The following is a 22,569-nucleotide window of genomic DNA, read 5'->3' as shown; positions in this document are numbered from 1 at the left end:
CAGTGACCCGGCGGCTGGAAGAACGGCCGGCCGGACGGCTCGGCATTCCAGCCGGCCCGTGACGGGGCTGCGCCACCGCAGCCAGACCTAGAGCGCACCGCCCGAGGCCTCAAGATAACAGGTGCCGCAGAGCGATTCGTACCAGACGTCCTCGCCGTCGATGGCGACCTGCTCGCCGTCGAACACAATTTCCCCGCCCACGCGGCGCGTGTTAAAGACTGCCTTGCGGCCGCAGCGGCAGATGGTCTTCAGCTCCTCGAGGGAGTGCGAGATTTCCAGCAGCCTCCGGGCACCCGGGAAGGCCTGAGTGCGGAAGTCGGTGCGGATGCCATAGGCCAGCACCGGAACGTTGTCCATCACCGCGATGCGGAACAGGTCGTCGATCTGTTCCGGTTCCAGGAACTGTGCCTCGTCCACCAGCAGGCAGGCCACCGGCTGCACGTCCACATGTTCCAGGAGGGCTTCGGGGTCCTCGCCGGCGGCCACCCGGCCGAAGTGTTCGCGCACGGATTCGCCCGGGCGGATCAGGAAGTCCACGTCCCGGGCCATGCCCAGCCGGGAGACGATCTTGCTGTCCCCCTTGGTGTCCATCTGCGGCTTGGCCAGCAGCACGCGCTGCCCGCGCTCCTCATAGTTGAAGGCTACTTGGAGCAGTCCGGTGGATTTGCCGGAGTTCATCGCCCCGTAGCGGAAGTAGAGCTTGGCCAACACAGTCCTTTCAAGCGGTCCCAGCAGTCGATTCTACTGAGCCGGAAGCCGGGTGGGCGGCAGGAGTGTCGGCGCGCGGCTCCCGCGAAGGACACCACCGGGATCACGGTGCCGCTTCCGCAAATTGCTTGAAGCTGGCCAGTTGGCCAGAGTCGGCCTCCGCGATCGCCCGGCGGATCTGTTCTGCCATGGCGGCCAGTTCCTCGCTCACCACGACGTCGGCGGTCAGCGTCAGCCGGGTCGCCCCGGCCTCGCCGTCCAGTTCATAGCGGTAGTCGGCCCGCACGTCCCCCTGCGACGAGGTAATGGTGATGCTGCGGCCGACGTCGAGCTCGGTCACCGTGCTGCTGCGCTCGTGGCCCTGGGAGCGGAAGCTGATGGTTTGGCCGACCGCCAGCGGCCCCTCGGCGTGCATCTCGTTCACGCCGGGCATCCATGCGGGCGCAGCGGCCCAATCCGTCAACAGCGCCCAGGCCCGCGCCGGTGGCACAAAGACCTGCTCGGAGGCCGTGAATGCCGTGGTCGCACCCATACCTGCATCATGCCTGCCCGGCTGCCGCGGCGAAAGACCACGCGGCCGAGCGCCAAGAAAACCCGCCCCCTTGATTGGCAACCTAGGGGTTGCCTATTATGGACGGGTGGACACGGTCTTCCAAGCCTTAAGTCATCCGACTCGGCGGATTTTGCTGGACGAACTGGCCGCGCACAACGACCAGACGCTGTTCGAGCTGACCGTGCGCCTGATCAACAACCACCATCTCGCGATCACCCGTCAGGCTGTCACCAAGCATCTCGCGATCCTGCGCGAGGCCGGCCTGGTGACCGCCAGCAATCGTGGACGCACCACCATCCACCATCTGAACACCGCCCCGCTCACCCCCGCGAGGGAATGGCTAGCCAATCTCCCGCCGTCTTCGAAGGAATCATCATGATCATCACGACAACCAGCGTTTTTGTTGACGACCAGCAGAAAGCCCTGGAGTTTTACACCGAGAAGCTGGGGTTCCAGCTCAAGAACGATGTGCCAGTAGGCGACGACCGGTGGCTGACCGTTGTCTCACCCTCGGCCCCGGACGGCGTGGAACTGCTCCTGGAACCCTCCGGCCATCCGGCGGTCAAGCCGTTCAAGGAAGCCCTGGTCGCCGACGGCATCCCCTTCAACAGCTTCGGGGTCGACGACGTGCACGCTGAGTACGAGCGCCTGACAGCGCTGGGAGTGCAGTTCGTTCAGGAGCCGGCCGACATGGGACCGGTTGTCACGGCCGTGTTGGACGACACCTGCGGCAACCTCATTCAAATCGCCAGCATGAAGGAGGCGTAGCCGGGGCCTCGCTCCGTCAAGCCCGCGGCGGAGTCGTGCCCTGTCGATGGCGCTCGTTTAGTCCAGGACGCGGCGCCGGACCGACGCTGACAACTCCTCGGCGCGGCGCACCACGTCGTCCGCCTTCTGCGTGTGGTCTTGCAGCGACTCCTGGATGGAGTCCTCCCGGATGGACGTCAGATTGGCCTCGACCGTGATCCGCGCCGTCGCCGCGGCGGCCCGCGCCGCTTCGGCGGCCACGGCAATGTCGCTCAGCACGTTTGGATTGCACACGCCCACCAGCTCTGTGCCCAGGCGCACGACGGCGGAGGCCAGGTCCAGCTGGGCCCTCGCCGGGAGCGTCGCCTCCACGAGCGCTTCCCGGATGGCCGAGCTGCGACGGCTGCGTTCGTCGTCCGTTGCGGTCGGGAGCTTGTAGCAGTCGACGACCCTGCGGAACTTCTCCTCGTCGGACACCGCCGCGTGCACCGCCGCCCGGGTCAGTTCGCCGGCCTCGGCCAGTATGGCCTCCAGGTCCGGATCCGGGCTGGAGCCGGCGGACGCACCGCCGTCGTTGCGCGCTGAGCCCGTGGAGCCGCCTTTGCCAGCCGAGCCTGCCGAGCCACCGCCGTCGTTGTCCTTCGCCGCGCTCCGCTCGGTAAACCGCGTCACCATGCCGATCAGCGCCGCTGCCTGCGCCGCGTGGATCGCACCGACCGCTCCGGCGCCGGGCGTTGGCTGGTTGGAACCGAGCCGGCCCAGGTACTCGTCGATGGTCTCCGAACCCGTCATATTCCTGGCCCCGCTGTTGCTGCTACAGCTGTCTCGAAAGCTTTCATTCCCATTCACGCATCATGCCGAAGGTTCGTCCGCCTGGGAAGGGGCAGGCGCTGGAGCGTGAAGCGCCAGCGCCCCGAGCCCGGTCATGGCAGGCCCGTTGGCACGGGGCGATAGAGTCAGCGCATGAACCCGGATGAGGCCATAAGTGTTCCGGTAGTGCGTCTGTTCCCGGACTACGCGGATACCGTTCTCTGGCTCGGCGGTCCCGTGGACTACGCGGCCTCCGGCCTGACTCCTCGCCTGATCCAGGACCTTCGGCGTTGGGAGCAGGGCTACTATGACGCCGTCGTCGACTTGGAGTGGAGAACGCCGGAACTGGCCGCGCAGTTCACCCGGGACGGAATACGGTTGGCCCAGCGTGTGGCCGGGGAACTGGGCGAGGCCTTTGCGGTGGAGTTCCAGTCGTACGAGGAAGGTCCGGGCGTGAGCCGGTTCCGCGGCAGCGGGCCCGGCTCTCCTGCCGCAGCCAGAGCCTTTCGCCAGCGGGTCGCTGCCCTGAGCGAAAACCGGGAACGGCTGGCGCGCCTAAGGGCCGAGGACGGCCCCAGCGGCGGGGCGGGCGACTGGTATGCCTACGCCCCGAGATCCGAAGCCGTCTTCCGCCCGGGTAAGACTGGAAAAAACGACGGCCGCCCGGACGAATAGTCCAAGCGGCCGTGCTGATCAGGCGCCTTCGATGGCCGCCCGGGCGGTGGGGTCCGAGTCGGCCAGGAACTTGCCGATCCGGTCCACTTCTTCCGCCTCTCCGATCGCGCCGGCGGCGCGGCCCAGCGCGTAGAGCGCGCGCAGGAAGCCGCGGTTGGGCTCATGCTCCCAGGGGATGGGGCCGGCTCCGCGCCAGCCCGCCCGGCGCAGGGCGTCCAGGCCGCGGTGGTAGCCCACGCGGGCGTAGGCGTACGACTCGATGGTCCGGCCCTCGGAGTAGGCCTCGTCGGCAAGGATCGCCCAGACCAGCGAGGAGGTGGGGAACTTCGCGGCCAGGTCCAAGGCTTCGTCGCCGGCCTCCAGCCGGGCTAGGACGTCGGTCTCCTCCGGCAGGTAGGTTGGCTCCGGGCCCAGCAGGTTGGTGCGGAACGATTCGGTCACTTACTTCACCGACTTTCCGGCCGAGCCCAGGCGCTCAGCGGCCTCGACGACCCGGGCGGCCATCGACTTCTCGGCGGCGGCGCCCCAGACACGCGGGTCGTAGGCCTTCTTGTTGCCGACCTCGCCGTCCACCTTCAGCACGCCGTCGTAATTGCTGAACATGTGGCCGGCGACCGGGCGGGTGAAGGCGTACTGGGTATCGGTATCCACGTTCATCTTGATGACGCCGTAGGCCACGGCGTCGGCGATCTCCTGCTCGGAGGAGCCGGAGCCGCCGTGGAAGACCAGGTCGAACGGATTGGTCTTGCCGATCTTGGCACCGACCTCGGCCTGGATCTGCTTGAGCAGCTCGGGACGCAGCTTCACGCCGCCCGGCTTGTACACGCCGTGCACGTTGCCGAAGGTCAGCGCGGTGATGTAGCGGCCCTTCTCCCCCGCGCCGAGCGCCTCGATGGTCTTCAGGCCGTCGTCGACCGTGGTGTAGAGCTTTTCGTTGATCTCGTTTTCGACGCCGTCTTCCTCGCCGCCGACGGTGCCGATTTCCACTTCCAGGATGATCTTGGCCGCGGCGGTGCGGGCCAGCAGGTCCTCGGCGATGCGCAGGTTCTCCTCCAGCGTCTCGGCCGACCCGTCCCACATGTGCGACTGGAAGATCGGGTCCTCGCCGCGCTTGACGGCAGCCTCGGACTCGGCCAGCAGCGGCAGCACGAAGCCGTCCAGCTTGTCCTTCGGGCAGTGGTCGGTGTGCAGCGCCACGTTGACCGGGTACTTCTTGGCGACTTCGCGGGCGAAGGCCGCGAAGCCCAGGGAGCCGGCGACCATGTCCTTGACCCCGGCGCCGGACCAGTAGGCGGCGCCGCCGGTGGACACCTGGATGATGCCGTCGGAACCGGCGTCGGCAAAGCCCTGCAGGGCAGCGTTGAGGGTCTGCGAGGAGGTCACGTTGATCGCAGGGTAGGCGAAGCCGCCCGCCTTGGCGCGGTCGATCATGTCGGCGTAGATCTCAGGGGTTGCAACGGGCATGCTGACTCCTTGGCTAGCGATACGGATTCGAAGGCGTTGCCTCTGAGCCCATCCTATCGACTCGTGTCGGGGCAGCAGCCGCCGCGACGACTGTGAAGCCGGGTTACCCCCGTCGGCCGGCGGGGACGACGGGCCGTTGCTCGCTTGCAACCTCGGCCGGGCCGCGCCACGGTCCGGGCCTCGCCTTCCACCTGACGCCGCCACGGGCCGCTCCTCGCCCTCCACCTCACGCCGCCGACCGTGGCAAGCTGGAATCATGACTGAAACTCCGCCGCCATTCCACGGTCCGCGCGATCCCGGCGACGCCTGGGTGGAGGGGCCGGACGGTACCCGGATGTGGGGCCGGTTCGGCTCCGCCGGGCTGCTGGCGGTGGACCGCGAGCGCGGCATCCTGCTCCAGCACCGCGCAAAGTGGAGCCATTTCGGCGGCACCTGGGGAATCCCCGGCGGGGCGAGGCATCAGGACGAACCTGCCGTCGATGCCGCTCTGCGCGAGGCCAACGAGGAAGCCGACGTCCCGCTCGACGCGCTGGCCCCGCTGTTCACTACCGTCCTGGACCTGGGCTTCTGGTCCTACACCACCGCCGCAGCCAGGACCGTCCGCCCGTTCGAACCGGAAATCACCGACGCCGAGAGCCTGGCCCTGGCCTGGGTCCCGCTGGACGAGGTGGACCAGTTGCCGCTGCACCCGCACTTTGGCGAGGCATGGCCTCGGCTCCGCACGCTGCTGGAGCACCCGCCGGTGCTCGTGGTCGACGCGGCGAACGTGGTCGGCTCCCGGCCGGACGGCTGGTGGAAGGACCGCCCCGGCGCCGCCCGCCGGCTGCTTTCATCGCTCCACGCCAGCCTGGCGGCGGGGCTTCCCGCGGGCCTGCTGGAAGTGCCCGCCGGCACGGTGTGGCCGCGCACCGTCGTCGTACTGGAGGGCGCCGCGAAGGAGGCCGTCCCCGCTGGGCTGGCGGGCCCGGCAGGCGCGGGGAGCCCGGACGGGCAGGCACGCCCGGTGGATGGGGCAAGCCCGGGTGGGCGCGACGGCGGGGCGAACCGGGCGCGGGCCGGCGTCGCCGCGGACTTCCCGGCGACTTCCCCGGCGACGGCGCAGGATGGCGAAACAGCAGCGCAGGCCTCGGCAGCGCGCCGCCGAGGTGTGGAGTTGGAAGTGGTGCATGCTGCCGGGTCGGGCGACGACGAGATTGTGGCCCAGGTGGAGAAGGCCTTCGGCACGGATCCGGAGGCGCCGGTGACCGTGGTCAGCTCCGACCGCGGGCTGCGCGAACGGGTTGGAGCCCTCGGCGCCCGCACCGTCGGCGCCGGAGCATTACTGGAGCTGCTCGGCTGACTGCTGGCTCCCGCCTCACTCCTGAAACCGCCGACGACGACGCGCCACCCCCTGAAACCGCCGGTCAACGCCGCCCGGCCGCCCGCAGCGGCGCCCGGCCCGCCCCTGCACCCACTCCCTTCGCTCCCACGTTTGGGACGGCCCCCAGAACGTTTCCGCACGTCAGGGGCAGATGGACAGCCCGAAACATGGGGAGATACGGCTATACATGGGAAGTTAGCTACGGGACCGAGCGCGGCCTGCTACCCGACGCCGGAGACAGGCCGGACGCGTATCGGACTCAGCCGGACACAGGTCGGGACGCGTGGCCTTAACGCTAAGGGGCAGTCGGAATTACCGGCTGGGCGAAAACGTGGCGCCGAACCCACGCGTGCATCGCGATGGCCGCGGCGGCTGAGGCATTGATCGACCGGGTCGAGCCGAATTGCGCGATGGACAGCGTGGCGTCGGCTGCGGCGTGGACCTCCGGGGTCAGCCCGGGCCCCTCCTGCCCGAACACCAGCACGGCGTTCTCCGGGAGGTCGTAAGTCTCCAGCGGCACCGAGTCGGGGAAGTTGTCGATCCCGATGATCCGCAGCCCCTCGCCCTGCGCCCACGCCACGAAGTCCTCCACGGTGGGATGGTGCCGGACGTGCTGGTAGCGGTCGGTGACCATGGCCCCGCGCCGGTTCCACCGCCGTCGTCCGATGATGTGCACTTCCTTGGCCAGGAAGGCGTTGGCGCACCGCACCACGGAGCCGATGTTGAGGTCGTGCTGCCAGTTCTCGATGGCCACGTGGAAGTTGTGCCGGCGGGTGTCCAGGTCAGCGACGATCGCCTCGTGCTTCCAGTAGCGGTACTGGTCAGTCACGTTGCGCCGGTCGCCGTCGGCCAGCAACTGCGGGTCCCAATGGTCGCCATCGGGCAACGGCCCCTCCCACGGTCCGACGCCGATGGCCGGCTCCGGTCCGCCAGCCTCGGAGCCGTTCGGGGCAGCATCCGGCGCGCCGGTTTCGGAGCCGTTCGGGGCGGCATCCGGCGCGCGGGTTTCGGAGCCGTTCGGGGTGTCCGCCGGGGTATCCGGCCGTTCGCCGACCCCATCGGTCAACCTCGGTCCGGCCCCGGTTTCACCTGCTTTTTCTTCCACCCCACAAGCCTAGGGGACAGACGGCAGCCTCAGGCACCGTGGCGGGGAAGGGCCGCCGCAGGGTGATGCGGAAGGACCGCGGCGGGAGCCGCCGACGGAGCTGCAGCGGGTTGTAAACGATCAACCAGGAATGATAAGCATGCTGAATAACGATCCATCGGAAAAGGAGTTTCAATGGCTGAATTGACCACCCCCGAGGAACTTTTCGCTTTCAAGCTGGGCGTCGCCCTTCGGTCGGAACATGACGTGCTCAAGATGCTCGAAGAGAACCAGAAGGTTGCACGGAGCCAAGAGCTGAAGGACATGCTCAGCCACCACCAGGACGAGACGCGTGAACAGATCACGTATATCGAAAAATGCTTCAAGGCTTTGGGCTTGGAGGCCAAGGAGCAGCGCTCCCCGGTGAGCAAGGGCCTGGCCGAGGAAGCGCAGGCCGCCTTGGACAAGGTGGACCCGAGCCTGGTGGACATGGTCATCGTGGCCGGCGCGCTGGACACGGAACACCATGAGGTCGCCTGCTACACCACGCTGATCACCTCGGCGCAGGCCCAGGGCCAGACCGAAGTCGTGGAGCTGCTTCAGCAGATCCTGGGCCAGGAAGAAAGCACTCGGGACAAGCTGATCGAGTTCGGCCGAAAGCTCGCCCAGGAAGCCGCCGCCAAGTAGCGCGGCCAACCGGCGCGATGGCCGCCGGCGCACGGGTAAACAGCGAAAGGGAGCGGAGCTGCGTGGGCGGCACCGCTCCCTTTCGCGTGCCTGCCGCTCCGCTTGGCGTGTCCGCGCTCCCTTTCGGTGTCGGCGGCCCCTCTTCCCCCGCGCGCCTGCCGTCCCCTCCGCTGCGTGCCGCTCCGCTTCCCGTCGCGCGCAGCGGAAGTAACCTGCCGCCGGTCCGCTACTAGTAGTAGGTTTTGCGCCCGCCGACCACAGGCAGCGGGAAGAATTCGTCCGCCACCTGCTGGACGATCGGCACGTAGATCGCTGAATTCCACTGCGGGCTGGCGTGGGCCGGCCGGGCGCCTTCGGTGACCAGGTTGTTGGTGAGGAAGTTGTCCTCATAGTTCACGAGCCAGCTGCGCCGGGCCGTTGAGTAGTTGACCGTCTGGTCTCCGGGGTTGCCCATCCAGGCGATGCGGGTGTCGCCGATGCTGTGGCGGAAGCGATACGCGTCAAAGTGGTAGATGTACGAGGACTGGGACTGGATCAGCGTGCTGGACACGGCCAGCGGCGACAGCTGTTCCATGGTCTGCTCCACGATCTGCCGCCAGGTGCGCTCGTCCTTGTGCACAATGCGCTCGCCCAGCTCGTATCCGCCTCGCAGGTAGCTGGGCACCCGGTAGCCGGCCTCGTAGAGGAAGACCACGCCTTCGAACATGGTTTTGTCCAACACGTCGAAGCGGCTGTACGGGGACGAATCCATCAGGATCAGCTCCACCGGGAAGCCCTTGGCACGCAGCCGCGCGGTCATTTCCACGGCGACCATGCCGCCGAAGCTGTGCCCGTAGAAGTAAAGCCGCTGCAGGTCATTGTCCTGGATGTGCTTCTGCAGCACCTCGGTCAATTCGGCCAGATCCAGGCCGCGGTTCGAATACCCCGCCACCGCCAGCCGGCCGCGGTCCACGAGGCCGCCGCGCAACGCGTTCAAGATCCACAGCCCCTCTTCCCAGCTGGTCTTGTACCCGGGGAAAAGCACCCAGCTGCTGCGGGGGAAGCGCCGGTCCGCGCGTTCGTCGTCCAGCGTGAGGATCTGCGCTTCGTTGCGCATCTCCTGGATGGCCCGGGTGGCCGCCAGGTCGGCGGCGGTGCCCACCCCGAAGGCGGCACCGATCAGGAACGAGCGGCGCGAAACCCGGTGCAGGTTGCTGGCCAGGCGCAGCTGGCGGAAGGCGTGGTTCCGGCGGAGATCCATCATTCGAGCTGGCCGGCCACCGGCGGCTAGTTCAGCTCCAGTTCGTCCTTGCCGAAAGCGAAGAGATAGGGCACGCCGGCTTCGGCCTCGATGCGTTCCTTCGCTCCGGTGTCGCGGTCCACAATGACGGCCACGGCCTGGACCTGCCCGCCGGCCTGGCGCACGCCTTCGACCGCGGTCAGCGCGGATCCACCGGTCGTGGAAGTATCCTCCAGCACGACGACGGGGCGATCCTTCACCTCCGGGCCCTCCACCTGGCGGCCCATGCCGTAGGACTTCTGCGCCTTGCGCACCACGAAGGCGTCGACGGCCCGTCCGTCGGCCCCGGCCGCGTGCATCAGTGCCGTCCCCACCGGATCGGCCCCCATGGTCAGGCCGCCGGCGGCCTGGAATTCGATGCCGGCCTCGTCGAGCATGGCCAGCATGACCCTGCCGACCAGCCGGGACGCTTCATGGTGCAGGGTGACCCGCCGCAGGTCGATGTAGTAGTCGGCTTCGGCGCCGCTGGAGAGGGTGACCCTGCCGCGCACCACGGCCAGTTCCTTAATCAGTTCGAGCAGGCGGGCGCGGTCGGCCGCTGGATCGGCCACGGGAGTCTGGGTCATGGCTCTTAGTCTATGGGGTTGCCCCCGCCGCACCGGGAATCCATGACAGGCCTCGCGGCCCCACCGGAGCCCCCAGGCCGGGCGCCGCCGTAGGCCGCCGACCCCCAGACCCAACGCCGCCAACCCCTGGATCGGGCCGCCGCCGGCTGCGCCAAACTCCGCCGGAAGGCGCCGGAGCCGGTCAGAGCCCGCGGACCAGCAGGTTCGGGTGCAGCTGCTCCCAGCCCTCGGCCAGGTCCTTGGCGGCGTCGTAGTTGTCCTGGATTAGCTTGGCTACCACCCCGGCCGTGCCGAGTTCGACCGGCTCCGGCCCCGTACCGCCGCAGCCGCTCGCCGCCCCGGAAGCCCCCACCTCCACGATGATCACGCACACGCCGCGGTCCGCCGGGTTGTCCGGGACTGCGGCATAGAAGGCGAAGTCGCCCGTTTCCGCCAACGACCGGACGCTGCCGGGCGCCACGCGCAGGACCTCGGCACTACCCGCCAGCTTGTCCTTCGGGCCGGCCGGGGCCTCCAGCGCCCCGATCCCGGACGTCGACCCGGCGCAACCGGCGAGCGCCAGCAGGACGGCGCCACCGGCAGCCAGCGTGGTCAATGTGCGCATGACGCCCTGCCCCCTCGAAAGATGTTTGTCCCACGCTAGCCGCGGAAAGACGAGGACGGGACGCCCGCTCCGTTACGAAGCGATAACTTTGCAGTCAGGCGGACGCGGCCGCTTCAATCGCTTCGGGCGAGAGCACGTGCCCGATGGCCAGCGCCACCGCCCCCAGCACGCCGGCGCGCTGCCCGGCCACGGACGGGGCGATCCGCAGATGCTCGGTCGCCAACGGCAGCGAGCGCCGGTAGACCACTTCGCGGATCCCGGCCAGCAGGTGTTCGCCCGCCTGCGCCAGCCGCCCGCCGATTACGATGACCGACGGGTTAATCAGGTTCACGCAGGTGGCCAGCACGTCGCCGATGTCCCGGCCGGCCTGGCGCACCGCCTGGATCGCCTGCGGGTCGCCGGCGCGGACCAGTTCGATCACGTCCTGGCTGCTTTCGGCCTTCTTTCCCCCGGCCGCAAGCACGGCCGCCAGGGCGGGCCCGCCGGCGAGCGCCTCCAGGCAGCCGGTGTTCCCGCACCGGCACACCACGTCGTCGCCTCGGGGCACCCGCACATGCCCCAAGTCCCCGGCGGTGCCCTGGGCGCCGCGTTGCAGCTGCCCCGAGGAAATGATGCCGGCCCCGATCCCCGTGGCCACCTTGATCAACATCAGGTCGGCGGTGTCGGGCCAGGCCATGGCCTGCTCGCCCAGTGCCATGATGTTGACGTCGTTGTCCACCAGCACCGGCACGTCGAAATGCTGCTGCACCCGCGCCGGGACGTCCACCCGGTCCCAGCCGGGCATGATCGGCGGATTGATCGGCCGCCCCGTGTCGTGTTCGACCGGTCCGGGCAGCCCGATGCCGAACGCGCCCAGGTCCGCCGCGCTCCGCCCCGCGTCCTTCAGCAGCCTCCCCACGGCATCGGTCAGCCAACCGAGCACAATGTCCGGGCCGCTGGCGATGCTCAGCTCGGCACGTTCCTCGGCCAGCACGTCGCCGGAGAGGTCCGCCACCACGACCCGGGCGTGCGTGGCGCCGAGGTCGGCGCCGATCACCAGCCGTGCGGCCGGGTTGAGAGCAAACAACGACGGCGGCCTTCCGCCGGTCGAGGTCGCTCCCCCAATGGGGGCAATCAGTCCCAGCCGCTTCAGCGCATCCACGCGGGCGGTCACCGTGGACCGCGCCAAGCCGGTCAACTGCGCCAGTTCGGCCCGGGTGCGCGGCTGGCCGTCGCGCAGCAGTTGGAATACCTCGCTTGCTCCGGCGGCCGGCTGGGCGGCCAGGCGTTGCGGCGGGGCGACATCGGACTTCAACACGCTTTCAGTACAGCACGCAGCACTTCTGTTTGTCTCTAGCGAAACTAACAATTCATGGTCAAACAACTTTTGCCTCACTCTCGACAAAACTATGTGACGCGTGCCACAGTGAGTGGGTGGAGCAGACGAGCAACACCGTGGCCGACAGCGGCGCCGGACGGGAGAAACCCGTTCTCGAAGTCCGCGGGCTGACCAAGAGTTTCTTTGGCAATCCCGTGCTGCAGGACGCGTCACTGACGCTGCACGCCGGCGAGGTCCACGGCGTCGTCGGGGAAAACGGCGCGGGAAAGTCGACGCTGATGAAGATCCTGGCGGGCGTGTACCAGCGTGACTCGGGAACGGTGCTGCTGGACGGCGAAAGCGTCCAGTTCAGCCATCCCACCCAGGCGCACGAAGCCGGCCTGTCCACCGTCTTCCAGGAATTCAACCTGCTGCCGGACCGCACGGTGGCCGAGAACATCTACCTGGGCCGCGAGCCCCGCAAGGGGCTGCTGGTCAACCGGGCCAAGATGAACGCCGCCACCGCGGAACTGCTGGAGTCGCTGGGCATCGGCTCCATCCGGCCCACGGCGCTGGTCCGGTCGCTCTCCGTGGCCGAGCAGCAGATCGTCGAGATCGCCAAGGCCGTCAGCTACGAGGCCCGGATCATTTCGATGGACGAGCCGACCGCCGCGTTGTCCGGCCCGGAGGTGTCCCTGTTGTACGGGATCGTGCGGAGACTGGCCGAACGCGGCACCGGCATCCTCTACGTCTCGCACCGGCTGCGCGAGGTCTTCGACCTCTGCCAGACCATCACCGTACTCAAGGACGGGCGTGTCGTGGGTACCAAACCGGCCGCCGAACTCGATGATGCCTCGCTGGTCCGGATGATGGTCGGCCGCCCCATCTCCGCCTACTTTCCGGACAAGCTCCCGCCCGCGCCCGCTGCACAGAGCACCGACCGCAATGCCCCGTTGCTCGAACTCGCCGACGCCGGCAACGACCAACTGGACGGCATCAGCCTGCGCCTCATGCCCGGCGAAATCGTCGGCGTCGCCGGCCTGCAGGGGTCCGGCCGCACCGAACTGCTGCAGGCGATTTTCGGGGCCGCGCCGTTCAACCGCGGCAGCATGCAGCTGGCCGGCCGTCCGGTCCGTCCGCATTCTCCGCGCCAGGCGGTGCGGCACGGCATCGCGCTGATCACCGAGGACCGCAAGGCGCAGGGCCTGAGCCTGAACCAATCCCTGCTGGACAACGCGCTGGGCGTGGTCCGCGCCGTCTTCCCCAAGCGCACCGCGACCGTGCGCCGCGCCGTCGCCGGGTCGTTCAGCGCGCTGGAAGTCGTCGCCCGGGACCTGGACCAGGAGGTGCAGTACCTCTCCGGCGGCAACCAGCAAAAAATCGTGCTGGCCAAGTGGCTGGCGGTGTCCCCCGGCGTGGTGCTGCTGGACGAACCGACCCGGGGCATCGACGTCGGTGCCAAGGTGGCGGTGTACCGGCTGATGCGCCAGCTGGCGGCCGAGGGGAAGGGCGTCCTGATGGTTTCCAGCGAGCTGCCCGAGGTGATCGGGATGTCCGACCGGATCCTCGTGATGCGCGACGGGCAGATTGCCGGCGAGCTGCCGGCCGGCGCCACCGAGGAGGAAATCCTGCGGCTGGCCACCGGCGCGCGCGTACCGGGCGCGGCCTCCGACGCCCCGCCGCCGGCTTCGGACCACGACGGCGGCGCCCCTCTCCCAGCCGCAGGGCACGACGGCGGCGCCCGCCTTGGGGACGCAGGCCGCGTTGGCGGGTCACATCTGGCGGAGGACCGCGGCACCACGGGAGGGACACCATGACGACCACGCAAACCCCGGCCCGCACCCGGCGGGCCCGGGCCGGCAGCGGCTTCTTCGCGCGGCTGACCTCCACCCAGATCGTGTACCTGGTGGCCCTGCTGACCCTGATCGCCGGCAGCATCCTGGTGGCCACCGCCGGCCGGAACTTCTTCAGCCCGGGCAACATTTCCGCCATCCTGACCGGCACCAGCGTGCTGGGCTTCATCGCCATCGGCCAGACCCTGGTGATCCTGGTCGGCAGCCTGGACCTCTCGGTGCCCTACGTGACCAGCCTGGCCAGCCTGATAGCGGCCGGGGTGATGGCCAACCGGAGCGAAAACGTGCCGGCCGCCGTGCTGCTGGCACTGGGCGTCTCCGCCGTCATCGGCCTGGCAAACGGACTGATCGTTGCCGGCCTCAAGGTGCACGGATTCATCGCCACGCTCGGGATGGGCCTGGTGATCAGCGGCTACCTGGGCACCAACTACAAGGGCAGTTTCGGCCAGACCCCCTTCTCCTTCCGGCTGATCGGCGCCACCGGGATAGGGCCGGTGCCGATCTCCACCCTCATCATGCTCGCCTGCGCCGCCCTGGTGCTGCTGATGCTGCACCGCACCCGCATGGGGCACCACATCTACGCCGTCGGCGGCGACAGCAACGTGGCCCGGATGTCCGGCATCCGCGTCCCAGGCGCGGTGATCACCGCCCACGTCATCTGCTCCACCCTCTCCGGCATGGCCGGACTGCTGCTGGCCAGCCGGCTGGGCGTCGGCAGCCCAACGGTCGGCTCGCAAGGCGGTTATGACCTGCTCTCGATCGCCGCCGTCGTCCTGGGCGGGACGCTGCTGGCCGGCGGCAAGGGATCCGTTACCGGCACCCTGGGCGGCGTGCTGATCTTCGCGATGCTGGACAACATCATGTCCGTGCTCCAGATCAACCCGTTCCTGAAGGACGTGGTCCGCGGCGTGGTGATCGTCGTCGCCGTCGCCGTCTATGCCCGCCGCACCATCGTCGCCCGGCCGCCGCGCTACGGGCACGGCGGCCAACAGCAGGAGGTGCAGGCATGAGCACGGTTCTGGATTCGGAGGCCGGCGGCAGGGTCCTGCAGCAGAACCGGGCAGGACGCGGCCAGCGCTTCCTGCGCAGCCTGCGGACTCCCGGCGGCGGCATCTTCGTGCTCCTGGTCGCGCTGCTGGTCGCCATCATCATCCTGAACCCGTCGTTCGGCGAGCCGGGGTCCTTCATCCGGTTCATCGGCAGGACGGCCCCGATTGCGATCGCCGCCATCGGGCAGTACTTCGTGATCGTTTCCGGCGAGTTCGACCTGTCCATGGGATCGGTAGTGACCATGCAGGTAATCGTGGCCGGCAACCTGATCGGCCAGGACGACGCCAAGGTCATCCCCGTGCTGGTGCTGATGTTCGTCCTCGGGGCGGTCATCGGGCTGATCAACGGCCTGGTCACCACCTTGCTCAAGGTCCCCAGCTTCATCGTGACCCTGGGCATGATGCTGGCGCTGCTGGGCCTGGTGCTCAACTGGACCGGCGGCGCCGCCCAGGGCAACCCGGCGGACAGCTTCCGGCAAATAGGCCGCGGCGGCATCGAAAACGTGCCGGTGCTGGAGGTCATCCCCTATCCGGTCATCATCCTGGCGGCCGTCGCCGTGCTCGCCGTCTGGATGATGCGCCGGCCCTACGGGCGCACGCTGGTCGCCGTCGGCGACAACGACGTGGCCGCGGCCCTGACCGGCGCGCGGGTCTGGTGGGTGCGCACGCGGGCCTTCATGCTTTCGTCGCTGGCCGCCACCGTCTCGGGGATCCTGCTGGTCGGGTACGCCGGGGTCCATCCGTCGGTGGGCCAGGGCTACGAGTTCACGGCGATCACCGCCGTCGTACTGGGTGGGGTGGTGCTGGGCGGCGGCCGCGGCTGGGTGCTCTCTGCGGCGGCCGGCGCGTTCGCCCTGGAGTTGCTGTTCACGCTGCTGAATTTCCTGGGCGTGGCGTCCACCTGGCGGGACACCGTGCAGGGCGCCATCATCATCGTCGCTGTTGCTGCCGCCGCGCAGTCCTGGCAGCGCAAGCGGCGCGGGGGCTCTGCGGCCGCGCATTCCGAACAACACATCATCGCGGCACCAGAGCCCGCTGAGGGCACCGACAAGGGAGGGAACTGACATGACGGGAAAACGTCTAAGTACCGCGGTCGCGCTCACAGCGGCCGCGTCGTTAATGGCCATGACCGGCTGTACCACCGATCCGTCAATCACCGAGGAGACCGGCGGACCCGGCGGCGCGGCCAGCCCGTCACCGGCGGAAACCACGGAGGCCTCCACGGAATGGTTCGACCAGGCCGTCTACGACGAACAGTTCGAACAGCGGACCGCCGAATTCCAGGGCGACCCGGAGCAGCCGTGGCTTCAGTACATCGACGGCGAGATGACCGACACGGCCGACTTCGCCTCCGAGGGCGCCAAGAAGGTCTGCTTCGCCAACGCGTCGATCTCCAACCCGTGGCGGCAGACCGGCTGGATCACCATGAACCAGCAACTGCAGGTGCTGCAGGACGAAGGCGTGATTTCCGAGATGGAAACCCGCGACGCGCAGGACGACTCGAACACCCAGATTGCCGACATCGATTACTTCATCAGTGAAGGCGACTGCGACGCGTTCATCATCTCGCCGAACGCCACCGCGGCGCTGACGCCGGCGGTGGAGCGCGCCTGCGAGACGGGCAAGCCGGTGGTCGTGTTCGACCGCGGCGTGGAAACCGACTGTGCCACCACGTTCATCCACCCGATCGGCGGGTTCGCTTGGGGCATCGACACCGCCAACTTCCTGACCGAACGGCTGCAGGAAGGCGACAAGGTGGTGGCGCTGCGCATCCTGCCCGGCGTGGACGTGCTGGAGCAGCGCTGGGCGGCCGCGGAGAAAATCTTCGAGGAGAACGGCATCGAAGCCACCGACTACTTCACCGGCGCCGACCCGACCGAGATCAAGAAGATCATCTCCGACGAGCTCGCCACCGGCGATGTCCAGGGTGTCTGGATGGATGCCGGCGACGGCGCGGTCGCTGCGATCGAGGCGTTCGAGGACGCCGGCAAGGACCTGCCGGTGATGACCGGCGAGGACGAGCTGAGCTTCCTGCGCAAGTGGAAGGACACCGGCATCGACGCGCTGGCTCCGGTCTACTCCAACTTCCAGTGGCGCACGCCGCTGCTGGCCGTGCAGAAGATCTTCGCCGGCGAGGAAGTCCCGACCGAGTGGGTGCTGCCGCAGGTTCCGATCCCCGCCGACGAGCTGGACGACTGGCTGGAGCGCAACGACGGCATGCCGGACGGGCACTACGCGAAGTTCGGCGGCGAAGACCTGCCCGGCTATCCGGAGGTCTGGCAGGAACGCCAGATTCCGTAGAACGTGCGGGCCGGCCGGGCCCGGGGGAGGGTGCCCGGCCGGCCCGCCAACTCCCGCAAGGACACGCGATCGCCGGACCCGGCGCGGGCGCGGGCCGTTTGCGCCAGCATCCCCGCATGTTCCCGCGGGAACGCACCGGCGGCGCGGCAGCGTCCGGCGGCAACCGGACGAGCTGCACCAGCAGCGGCAGACAAAGGAGACGGATCATGGACCGGCCGATCGGCGTCAACACCTGGGTGTGGCAGTCGCCGCTGCGCGACGCCGAGCTGCCTGGGCTGCTGGCGAAGATCGCCGGCATGGGCTTTGACGGCGTCGAACTGCCGCTGGAGAACGTCGGCGACTTCACCGCCGGCACCGCCCGGGACGCCCTCGCGGCCACGGGCCTGAAGCCCTACATCGTGGGCGCCATGGCACCCGGCCGCGAATTGGTCCTGGCCGACGCCGGGTCGGTGCAGGCCACCCAGGGCTATCTGGCGGCCTGCATCGACCTGGCACACGACGTCGGCGCGCCGGCGGTGTGCGGCCCGTTCTACGCCAGCACGGGGCGGGTGTGGCGGATCGACGCCGAAGACCGAGCCACAGCGTACCGCCAGCTGCGGGAGAACCTGGCGCCGCTGGCCGCCCAAGCCGAGGCGGCCGGCGTCGTACTGGGAATTGAGCCACTCAACCGGTACGAGACCTCGCTGGTCAACACCGTGGAACAGGCGCTCGACGCGCTGGGACCGCTGCTCGGGCACGGGGTGGGGCTGGCGCTGGACAGCTATCACCTGAACATCGAGGAACGCTCCAGCGCCGCCGCTATCCGCGCGGCCGGCGCACACCTGGTCCACCTGCAAGTGTGCGGCAACGACCGTGGGGCGCCGGGCGGTGACCAGACCGACTGGCCGGCGCTGGTGAACGCGCTGGACGACGTGGGCTACGCCGGCCCGCTGAACATCGAGAGTTTCACCGCGGACAACGCGGCTATCGCGACGGCCGCATCGATCTGGCGCCCGCTGGCGCCGAGCCAGGATCAACTGGCAAAGGACGGGCTGGCATTCCTGCGCAGCCTCTAGCCGTTCGTCCCGGCGTCGGGCTGCCGCCCGGACCGGACCGCAGCCCATCCCGCCGCAGCACCGACCGACGAGCACGAAGGAGAAGACGATGACCGCCAATCCGGACTCGCCGCCGCTGGGGGTGGCGGTGCTGGGGCATGCCTTCATGGGCAAGGCGCACTCCAATGCCTGGCGCAACGTGTCCGCCTTCTATCCCGGCGGGCCGGCGGTGGCCCGGCGGGTGCTGGTCGGCCGGAACGCCGACGGCGTGGCAACGGACGCGGCCCGGTACGGCTGGGCGGAGGGCTCCACTGACTGGCGGGCCGTCCTCGAGCGCGACGATGTGCAGATCGTGGACATCTGCACCCCCGGCCACCTGCATGCCGACCTGGCCGTGGCCGCGCTGGAGGCGGGCAAGCACGTGATGGTGGAGAAGCCTCTGGCCAACTCGGTGGCCGAAGCCGAGCGCATGGCCGCCGCGGCCCGCGCCGCCGAAGCGGCCGGCGTCCAGTCGATGGTCGGCTTCAACTACCGGCGGGTGCCGGCGCTGGCCCTGGCGCGCCAATTGATCGCCGAAGGCAGGATCGGCGCCGTGCGGCAGGTGCGGGTCGCGTACCTGCAGGACTGGCTAGCCGATGACACCGCCCCGATGACCTGGCGGTTGCGCCGGGAGACCGCCGGCTCCGGCGCGCTCGGCGACCTGGCTTCGCACGCGGTGGACCAGATCCACTTCCTACTCGGCGCCCAGGTCACGTCGGTCTCCGCCACGCTCAACACCTTCGTCGAAACCCGGCAGGGCCCGGACGGGCCCGAACCGGTGACGGTCGACGACGCCGCCTGGGCCACCCTGCGGCTCGATTCCGGCGCGGTGGCCAGCCTGGAGGTCAGCCGGATGGCCGCGGGCCGCAAGAACGCGCTGCGGATCGAGGTCTACGGATCCGCCGGGCACCTGGGCTTCGACCTGGAGCGGCTCAACGAGCTCTCCTATTACGACGCCGGGGCCCCGCCGGGGCTCGCGGGTGCGGCGAGGATCCTGGTCACCGAGGAGACGCACCCGTACCTGCAGGCTTGGTGGCCGCCCGGGCACGTGCTCGGCTGGGACCACACGTTCACCAGCCAGGCGGCCGATTTCCTGGCGGCGGTGGCATCCGGCCGGGCACCGAGTCCAAGCTTCGAGGACGGCCTGGCGGTGCAGAAGGTGCTGGACGCCATGGTGCGCAGCGCCGGGCAGGCGGGCGCCGCCGTCGTCTTTGCCGAAACCGACACCCGCGCCGACTATGCAGGAGCAACCGATGGCCCGTAATTTCACGCTGTTCACCGGCCAGTGGGCGGACCTGCCCCTGGAGAAAGTGGCCGAACTGGCCGCGGGCTGGGGCTACGACGGCCTGGAGATCGCGGTGTCCGGCGACCACCTGGATGCGTGGCGCTGGGACGACGACGACTACATCGCCGACCGTCTCGGCATCCTGGAGCGAAACGGGTTGGGCGTGTGGGCGATCTCCAACCACCTGAAGGGCCAGGCGGTGTGTGACGACCCGATCGACTTCCGCCATCAGGCGATCGTCGGCGAGCGCGTGTGGGGCGACGGCGAGCCGGAGGGCGTGCGGTCGCGGGCGGCCGAGGAGATGAAGCACACTGCGCGGCTGGCGCAGCGGCTCGGGGTCAAGACCGTGGTGGGGTTCACCGGGTCCTCGATTTGGCAGTACGTGGCGATGTTTCCGCCGGTGCCCGCCGACGTGATCGACGCCGGCTACCGGGACTTCGCCGACCGGTGGAACCCGATCCTGGACGTCTTCGACGAGTGCGGCGTCCGGTTCGCGCACGAGATCCACCCCTCCGAGATCGCGTACGACTACTGGTCGACCGTGCGGGCGCTGGAGGCCCTGGAGCACCGCGAAGCGTTCGGCATCAACTGGGATCCCAGCCACATGATGTGGCAGGACATCGACCCGGTCTCGTTGATCTGGGACTTCAAGGACCGGATCTACCACGTGGACTGCAAGGACACGAAGCTGCGGATCACCGGGCGCAACACGCGGCTGGGATCGCATCTGCCGTGGGGCGACCCGCGGCGTGGCTGGGACTTCGTCTCCACCGGGCGCGGCGACGTGCCCTGGGAGGCCAGCTTCCGGGCGCTGGCGGCGATCGGCTACGACGGGCCGATCTCGGTGGAGTGGGAAGACGCCGGGATGGACCGGTTGCAGGGGGCGCCGGAAGCCCTCAGGTTCCTCAAGGGGTTCGACTTCGATCCGCCGCAGGCCTCCTTCGACGCCGCGTTCAAGCAGTAGGGCTGGGGCCCACACCTTCCGATTGCGCTAGCTGTCCATGTTCAGCCGGAATTGTCCATGTTTTGGAGGGACCCGCGGCCCTGACCTGCGGCGATGCCGAACGGCCGCCCAAAACAAGGACAACCGGCGCGTCTGGGTTGAGCGGTGAGGACCTGCCCGCCGGACGCCCTGCAACCGGCCCGGGTCCTTTAGTAGGCTGTGGCCATGCGCGAACTCCAGGCCACGATCATTGACGAAATGGGCGTCCAGCCCTCCATCGACCCGTCGCAGGAAGTCGCACGGCGCGTCGAATTCCTGAAGGACTACCTCAAGACCACCGGCAGCAAAGGTTTTGTGCTGGGCATCAGCGGCGGCGTCGACTCCAGCCTCGCCGGCAAGCTGGCCCAACTGGCGGTCGACGAACTCGAAGCAGAAGGCGTCGAAGCCAACTTCGTCGCGGTGCGCCTGCCCCACGGAGTCCAGCATGATGAAGCCGACGCGCAGGCAGCCATGGATTTCATCCGGCCGAAAACCTCGTGGACGTTCAACATCAAGTCGGCCGTGGACGGCTTCGAGTCCGAATTCACGACGACGACCGGCGAAGAGATCACCGACTTCAACAAGGGCAACATCAAGGCCCGGGCACGGATGATGGCCCAGTACGCGCTGGCCGGCCAGCACAACTACCTGGTGCTGGGCACGGACCACGGCGCCGAGTCGGTCACCGGCTTCTTCACCAAGTTCGGCGACGGCGCCGCCGACGTGCTGCCCCTGTTCGGACTCAACAAGCGCCAAAACCGGCAACTGCTGGAGCACCTTGGCGCCAGCGACCAGGTGGCACACAAGGTGCCGACGGCAGACCTGTTGGACACCACGCCCGGCCGCACCGACGAGGACGAGCTGGGGATCAGCTACGACCACATCGACGACTACCTTGAGGGCCGCGACATCCCCGACGAGGTCGCCGAGAAGATCGAGCAGCGCTACCTGATGACCCGGCACAAGCGGACCACCCCGGTGTCCATCCTCGACAAATGGTGGCAGGGCTAAACCCTCTCCACGTGGGCGGGTTTGGCTGAGCGGGAGGGGCCGGGCCCGTGGAGCTGGATGAGTTCCTCGCCGGCAGGAACCCGGAAGCGGTCGCGCTGTTCCACGCGTTCCGCGGGACCGTGCTGTCCCTCGGTCCCGTCCACGAACGGGTGCATCGGACGGAAGTCGCGTGGGCGGACAAACGGGTCTTCGCGGACGCGTTCACCATCTCCAACCGGCTGGAAGTTGCCGTCCATCTGCTGCGGCGGGTCGACCACCCGCAACTGCTGCAGGCCTTCCCGACCACCCGGAAGGTCATGACGCACCGGCTGTCCATCACCGCAGCGGACCAGCTGGACGAAACCATCGAGGCGCTGCTGGCCGAAGCCTTTGACACCGTTGGCCCGGGCACCCGCTGACCGTTACCCGCTCAGGCGAAGCACGGCCGGTCTGCGGGCCCGTCTCCCGCTCAGGCAAAGCGCGGCCGGGCGGCTGAAGCGTCAGCCGACCAGGCTCTTCGCCCGCATCACTGCCTTGCGGAACTCGTCCTGGTTCTTCCGGCTGATCATCGCCCGGCCACCGGGGCTGGGCGCCTTGATGACGGTCGGGCGGGTGAACGCACCCATGTGTTTCGCCCACTGGGTCTTGGTGAAGGTCCCGCACAGCACGACGGCTTGGAGCCGAGGCAGCAGCCCCAGGACGGACTTCAGGGCCTTGACGCCGGCTATCGTCTGGACCGGTGTCGGCTCGGCGCCGTTGAGGAAAAACGGCACCGTATTCCAGAGGAGAACCCCCTCGTGCAGGTCCGCTTCCTGGCGTTCGTTCCAGCACCGCTCGGCCGCCTGGTCGGGGTTGTCTACGGAGACGAATCCCGGCCCCTCTGCGGTGACCGTTTGGCTTCCCGGGCTATCGAGCAGAAAGAGCACCCGCGCCTCAACGCCCGCATCCGCCGGATCAAAATGCGGGACGGGCTCCTTGCGGGTCCGCGCGTAGGCGTCCCGCCATTCCTCAAGCTTCTGTATGGCCGGCTCGGATTGCAGCATGGCTTGCCGCCGCTGCTGTTCGAGTGGATCTGCTAAAGACTGCGGCTTATCAGCAAACATCTCTCCAACATACCCCCGATGCCTTGGGGCGGTGAGGGATACGACGGCGATCCAAGCCCTGGGGCCGTGAGGGATTTGAGGGCGATCCCAGCCGCCCGG

25 protein-coding genes are annotated in these 22,569 nt (G+C 68.8%); 14 read left to right on the top strand and 11 right to left on the bottom strand.

The window, feature by feature from the left end; all coding sequences use genetic code 11:
• Positions 1-87: 87 nt before the first annotated feature.
• Entirely contained in the window at positions 88-708 is a 621-nt protein-coding gene (locus AC5RUP_RS03560) for a thymidine kinase (RefSeq protein ID WP_494074387.1), read from the bottom strand.
• A gap of 103 nt (positions 709-811) precedes the next feature.
• On the bottom strand, positions 812-1,240 hold the full coding sequence (locus AC5RUP_RS03555) for an SRPBCC family protein (RefSeq protein ID WP_494153993.1): 429 nt from the start codon (positions 1,238-1,240) through the stop codon (positions 812-814).
• A 106-nt stretch (positions 1,241-1,346) separates the two neighbouring features.
• Here AC5RUP_RS03555 and AC5RUP_RS03550 point away from each other — a divergent pair, with 106 nt between their 5' ends.
• Both AC5RUP_RS03550 and AC5RUP_RS03545 read left to right on the top strand, forming a co-directional pair.
• Entirely contained in the window at positions 1,347-1,640 is a 294-nt protein-coding gene (locus AC5RUP_RS03550) for an ArsR/SmtB family transcription factor (RefSeq protein ID WP_494069459.1), read from the top strand.
• A complete protein-coding gene (locus AC5RUP_RS03545; RefSeq protein WP_494133003.1) occupies positions 1,637-2,029 on the top strand; it encodes a VOC family protein in 393 nt (130 codons plus the stop codon). Before AC5RUP_RS03550 ends, AC5RUP_RS03545 begins: the two co-directional genes overlap by 4 nt.
• 57 nt (positions 2,030-2,086) lie before the next feature.
• On the opposite strand, the gene AC5RUP_RS03540 is transcribed toward AC5RUP_RS03545, so the two are convergent.
• Positions 2,087-2,800 (bottom strand): cyclodeaminase/cyclohydrolase family protein, encoded by a 714-nt coding sequence (locus AC5RUP_RS03540; RefSeq protein WP_494153992.1) that lies wholly within the window; start codon positions 2,798-2,800, stop codon positions 2,087-2,089.
• A gap of 171 nt (positions 2,801-2,971) precedes the next feature.
• Here AC5RUP_RS03540 and AC5RUP_RS03535 point away from each other — a divergent pair, with 171 nt between their 5' ends.
• The gene (locus AC5RUP_RS03535) at positions 2,972-3,493 is read left to right on the top strand and encodes an immunity protein CdiI family protein (protein ID WP_494153991.1); all 522 of its coding nucleotides are present in this window, start codon (positions 2,972-2,974) and stop codon (positions 3,491-3,493) included.
• Between the two features lie 18 nt (positions 3,494-3,511).
• Here the strand turns inward: AC5RUP_RS03535 and AC5RUP_RS03530 are convergent, their stop codons facing one another.
• Positions 3,512-3,934: a DUF3151 domain-containing protein gene (locus AC5RUP_RS03530; protein WP_494069455.1), complete on the bottom strand. Its 423-nt coding sequence runs from the start codon at positions 3,932-3,934 to the stop codon at positions 3,512-3,514.
• Positions 3,935-4,957, bottom strand: coding sequence for a class II fructose-bisphosphate aldolase (gene fbaA / locus AC5RUP_RS03525; protein ID WP_493977221.1), 1,023 nt, complete (start codon positions 4,955-4,957; stop codon positions 3,935-3,937).
• Positions 4,958-5,213: 256 nt separating this feature from the next.
• On the opposite strand from fbaA, the gene AC5RUP_RS03520 reads away from it, so the two are divergent.
• Positions 5,214-6,296 (top strand): NUDIX domain-containing protein, encoded by a 1,083-nt coding sequence (locus tag AC5RUP_RS03520; RefSeq protein WP_494158270.1) that lies wholly within the window; start codon positions 5,214-5,216, stop codon positions 6,294-6,296.
• Positions 6,297-6,612: 316 nt separating this feature from the next.
• Here the strand turns inward: AC5RUP_RS03520 and AC5RUP_RS03515 are convergent, their stop codons facing one another.
• The gene (locus AC5RUP_RS03515) at positions 6,613-7,230 is read right to left on the bottom strand and encodes a TrmH family RNA methyltransferase (protein ID WP_494154285.1); all 618 of its coding nucleotides are present in this window, start codon (positions 7,228-7,230) and stop codon (positions 6,613-6,615) included.
• 366 nt (positions 7,231-7,596) lie between these two features.
• Between AC5RUP_RS03515 and AC5RUP_RS03510 the strand changes: the two genes are divergently transcribed.
• Positions 7,597-8,088: a YciE/YciF ferroxidase family protein gene (locus AC5RUP_RS03510; RefSeq protein WP_494093085.1), complete on the top strand. Its 492-nt coding sequence runs from the start codon at positions 7,597-7,599 to the stop codon at positions 8,086-8,088.
• Between the two features lie 229 nt (positions 8,089-8,317).
• Here AC5RUP_RS03510 and AC5RUP_RS03505 read toward each other — a convergent pair whose 3' ends face one another.
• The 4 genes from AC5RUP_RS03505 to AC5RUP_RS03490 all read right to left on the bottom strand — a co-directional run bounded on the left by AC5RUP_RS03505 (position 8,318) and on the right by AC5RUP_RS03490 (position 11,834).
• The gene (locus tag AC5RUP_RS03505; RefSeq protein WP_494158269.1) at positions 8,318-9,328 is read right to left on the bottom strand and encodes a thioesterase domain-containing protein; all 1,011 of its coding nucleotides are present in this window, start codon (positions 9,326-9,328) and stop codon (positions 8,318-8,320) included.
• 26 nt (positions 9,329-9,354) lie between these two features.
• Entirely contained in the window at positions 9,355-9,933 is a 579-nt protein-coding gene (gene pyrE / locus AC5RUP_RS03500; protein WP_494154282.1) for an orotate phosphoribosyltransferase, read from the bottom strand.
• A 181-nt stretch (positions 9,934-10,114) separates the two neighbouring features.
• Entirely contained in the window at positions 10,115-10,537 is a 423-nt protein-coding gene (locus AC5RUP_RS03495) for a hypothetical protein (RefSeq protein ID WP_494133012.1), read from the bottom strand.
• Between the two features lie 94 nt (positions 10,538-10,631).
• Positions 10,632-11,834, bottom strand: coding sequence for an ROK family protein (locus tag AC5RUP_RS03490; protein ID WP_494154283.1), 1,203 nt, complete (start codon positions 11,832-11,834; stop codon positions 10,632-10,634).
• 116 nt (positions 11,835-11,950) lie between these two features.
• On the opposite strand from AC5RUP_RS03490, the gene AC5RUP_RS03485 reads away from it, so the two are divergent.
• The 9 genes from AC5RUP_RS03485 (at position 11,951) to AC5RUP_RS03445 (ending at position 21,786) form a co-directional block, all read left to right on the top strand.
• Complete coding sequence (locus AC5RUP_RS03485) at positions 11,951-13,651, top strand: sugar ABC transporter ATP-binding protein (RefSeq protein WP_494158268.1); 1,701 nt, start codon at positions 11,951-11,953, stop codon at positions 13,649-13,651.
• A complete protein-coding gene (locus AC5RUP_RS03480) occupies positions 13,648-14,697 on the top strand; it encodes an ABC transporter permease (protein ID WP_494154829.1) in 1,050 nt (349 codons plus the stop codon). The genes AC5RUP_RS03485 and AC5RUP_RS03480 overlap by 4 nt, the downstream gene beginning before the upstream one ends.
• Positions 14,694-15,800, top strand: coding sequence for an ABC transporter permease (locus AC5RUP_RS03475; RefSeq protein ID WP_494154828.1), 1,107 nt, complete (start codon positions 14,694-14,696; stop codon positions 15,798-15,800). The genes AC5RUP_RS03480 and AC5RUP_RS03475 overlap by 4 nt, the downstream gene beginning before the upstream one ends.
• A 1-nt stretch (position 15,801) precedes the next feature.
• Positions 15,802-17,037, top strand: coding sequence for a substrate-binding domain-containing protein (locus tag AC5RUP_RS03470; RefSeq protein ID WP_494154827.1), 1,236 nt, complete (start codon positions 15,802-15,804; stop codon positions 17,035-17,037).
• A gap of 206 nt (positions 17,038-17,243) precedes the next feature.
• Positions 17,244-18,092 (top strand): sugar phosphate isomerase/epimerase family protein, encoded by an 849-nt coding sequence (locus AC5RUP_RS03465; RefSeq protein ID WP_494158267.1) that lies wholly within the window; start codon positions 17,244-17,246, stop codon positions 18,090-18,092.
• A gap of 88 nt (positions 18,093-18,180) precedes the next feature.
• On the top strand, positions 18,181-19,374 hold the full coding sequence (locus tag AC5RUP_RS03460; protein WP_494154275.1) for a Gfo/Idh/MocA family protein: 1,194 nt from the start codon (positions 18,181-18,183) through the stop codon (positions 19,372-19,374).
• Positions 19,364-20,359, top strand: a complete 996-nt coding sequence (locus AC5RUP_RS03455) for a sugar phosphate isomerase/epimerase family protein (protein WP_494154276.1) — start codon at positions 19,364-19,366, stop codon at positions 20,357-20,359. The genes AC5RUP_RS03460 and AC5RUP_RS03455 overlap by 11 nt, the downstream gene beginning before the upstream one ends.
• Before the next feature lie 204 nt (positions 20,360-20,563).
• Positions 20,564-21,388, top strand: coding sequence for an NAD(+) synthase (gene nadE / locus AC5RUP_RS03450; RefSeq protein WP_494154277.1), 825 nt, complete (start codon positions 20,564-20,566; stop codon positions 21,386-21,388).
• 47 nt (positions 21,389-21,435) lie between these two features.
• Positions 21,436-21,786: a DUF5655 domain-containing protein gene (locus AC5RUP_RS03445; RefSeq protein ID WP_494154278.1), complete on the top strand. Its 351-nt coding sequence runs from the start codon at positions 21,436-21,438 to the stop codon at positions 21,784-21,786.
• 81 nt (positions 21,787-21,867) lie between these two features.
• On the opposite strand, the gene AC5RUP_RS03440 is transcribed toward AC5RUP_RS03445, so the two are convergent.
• Positions 21,868-22,410, bottom strand: a complete 543-nt coding sequence (locus AC5RUP_RS03440; RefSeq protein WP_494154279.1) for a uracil-DNA glycosylase family protein — start codon at positions 22,408-22,410, stop codon at positions 21,868-21,870.
• Positions 22,411-22,569 lie beyond the last annotated feature (159 nt).

The sequence above is a fragment of the Arthrobacter sp. Y3223151 genome (assembly GCF_059091125.1).
Note: the sequence above shows the minus strand (reverse complement) of the source record. Positions and strands in the feature narration are given on the sequence as shown.

Excerpts from the sequence above, each read along its gene's own strand:
- AC5RUP_RS03480 (WP_494154829.1), top strand. The coding sequence starts at position 13,648 with ATGACGACCACGCAAACCCCGGCCCGCACCCGGCGGGCCCGGGCCGGC.
- AC5RUP_RS03545 (WP_494133003.1), top strand. The coding sequence starts at position 1,637 with ATGATCATCACGACAACCAGCGTTTTTGTTGACGACCAGCAGAAAGCC.
- pyrE (WP_494154282.1), bottom strand. The coding sequence starts at position 9,933 with ATGACCCAGACTCCCGTGGCCGATCCAGCGGCCGACCGCGCCCGCCTG.
- AC5RUP_RS03540 (WP_494153992.1), bottom strand. The coding sequence starts at position 2,800 with ATGACGGGTTCGGAGACCATCGACGAGTACCTGGGCCGGCTCGGTTCC.
- AC5RUP_RS03455 (WP_494154276.1), top strand. The coding sequence starts at position 19,364 with ATGGCCCGTAATTTCACGCTGTTCACCGGCCAGTGGGCGGACCTGCCC.
- AC5RUP_RS03555 (WP_494153993.1), bottom strand. The coding sequence starts at position 1,240 with ATGGGTGCGACCACGGCATTCACGGCCTCCGAGCAGGTCTTTGTGCCA.
- AC5RUP_RS03460 (WP_494154275.1), top strand. The coding sequence starts at position 18,181 with ATGACCGCCAATCCGGACTCGCCGCCGCTGGGGGTGGCGGTGCTGGGG.
- AC5RUP_RS03465 (WP_494158267.1), top strand. The coding sequence starts at position 17,244 with ATGGACCGGCCGATCGGCGTCAACACCTGGGTGTGGCAGTCGCCGCTG.
- nadE (WP_494154277.1), top strand. The coding sequence starts at position 20,564 with ATGCGCGAACTCCAGGCCACGATCATTGACGAAATGGGCGTCCAGCCC.
- AC5RUP_RS03510 (WP_494093085.1), top strand. The coding sequence starts at position 7,597 with ATGGCTGAATTGACCACCCCCGAGGAACTTTTCGCTTTCAAGCTGGGC.
- AC5RUP_RS03440 (WP_494154279.1), bottom strand. The coding sequence starts at position 22,410 with ATGCTGCAATCCGAGCCGGCCATACAGAAGCTTGAGGAATGGCGGGAC.
- AC5RUP_RS03520 (WP_494158270.1), top strand. The coding sequence starts at position 5,214 with ATGACTGAAACTCCGCCGCCATTCCACGGTCCGCGCGATCCCGGCGAC.
- AC5RUP_RS03470 (WP_494154827.1), top strand. The coding sequence starts at position 15,802 with ATGACGGGAAAACGTCTAAGTACCGCGGTCGCGCTCACAGCGGCCGCG.
- AC5RUP_RS03505 (WP_494158269.1), bottom strand. The coding sequence starts at position 9,328 with ATGGATCTCCGCCGGAACCACGCCTTCCGCCAGCTGCGCCTGGCCAGC.
- AC5RUP_RS03475 (WP_494154828.1), top strand. The coding sequence starts at position 14,694 with ATGAGCACGGTTCTGGATTCGGAGGCCGGCGGCAGGGTCCTGCAGCAG.
- fbaA (WP_493977221.1), bottom strand. The coding sequence starts at position 4,957 with ATGCCCGTTGCAACCCCTGAGATCTACGCCGACATGATCGACCGCGCC.
- AC5RUP_RS03495 (WP_494133012.1), bottom strand. The coding sequence starts at position 10,537 with ATGCGCACATTGACCACGCTGGCTGCCGGTGGCGCCGTCCTGCTGGCG.
- AC5RUP_RS03535 (WP_494153991.1), top strand. The coding sequence starts at position 2,972 with ATGAACCCGGATGAGGCCATAAGTGTTCCGGTAGTGCGTCTGTTCCCG.